The sequence below is a fragment of the Pseudomonas tremae genome (genome assembly GCF_001401155.1).
Classification (GTDB): Bacteria; Pseudomonadota; Gammaproteobacteria; order Pseudomonadales; family Pseudomonadaceae; genus Aquipseudomonas; species Aquipseudomonas tremae.
Genome location: NZ_LJRO01000043.1, coordinates 1 through 398 on the forward strand (window position 1 = coordinate 1; position 398 = coordinate 398).

2 protein-coding genes are annotated in these 398 nt (G+C 58.0%); one reads left to right on the top strand and one right to left on the bottom strand.

Annotated elements, in window-relative coordinates:
- Positions 1-103, top strand: a 103-nt coding sequence (locus ALO43_RS31275; protein WP_162235567.1) for a LuxR C-terminal-related transcriptional regulator, incomplete at its 5' end; no start/stop codon positions are given.
- A 1-nt stretch (position 104) separates the two neighbouring features.
- On the opposite strand, the gene ALO43_RS02670 is transcribed toward ALO43_RS31275, so the two are convergent.
- Positions 105-398, bottom strand: a 294-nt coding sequence (locus tag ALO43_RS02670) for an acyl-homoserine-lactone synthase (RefSeq protein ID WP_328586967.1), incomplete at its 5' end; no start/stop codon positions are given.

The following is a 398-nucleotide window of genomic DNA, read 5'->3' on the forward strand; positions in this document are numbered from 1 at the left end:
GGAACGCACTGTGAAGTTTCACATGTCCAATGTCTCCAGCAAGCTCGAAGTGCGCACTGCCAAGCAGGCGGTCTACAAAGCCATCAACATGGGCATGGTCTGATTCAGGCAGCGCTATGCATGCAGGCTTGCGGTGCGGAGCCTGATACGCCAAGCGCTATCGGCCAACGCAGCAGGTCATCCGTGACAGGCTGTCTGAAGGCAATATTCTCGAGCAGCCGCTGATGGTTGTCGGCCGTCACCGGCATCTCGAGCAACAGCACTGTCTCGCCTGGCGATGCTTCACCGGTCGACAGCACATGGTGCTCCCATCCAGACTTGCGCACGATCCGCGCCATTGCCTTGCTGACCACCGTGATGATCGATTGCAAACCGGACAACGCAGCATGGTTGTGCAT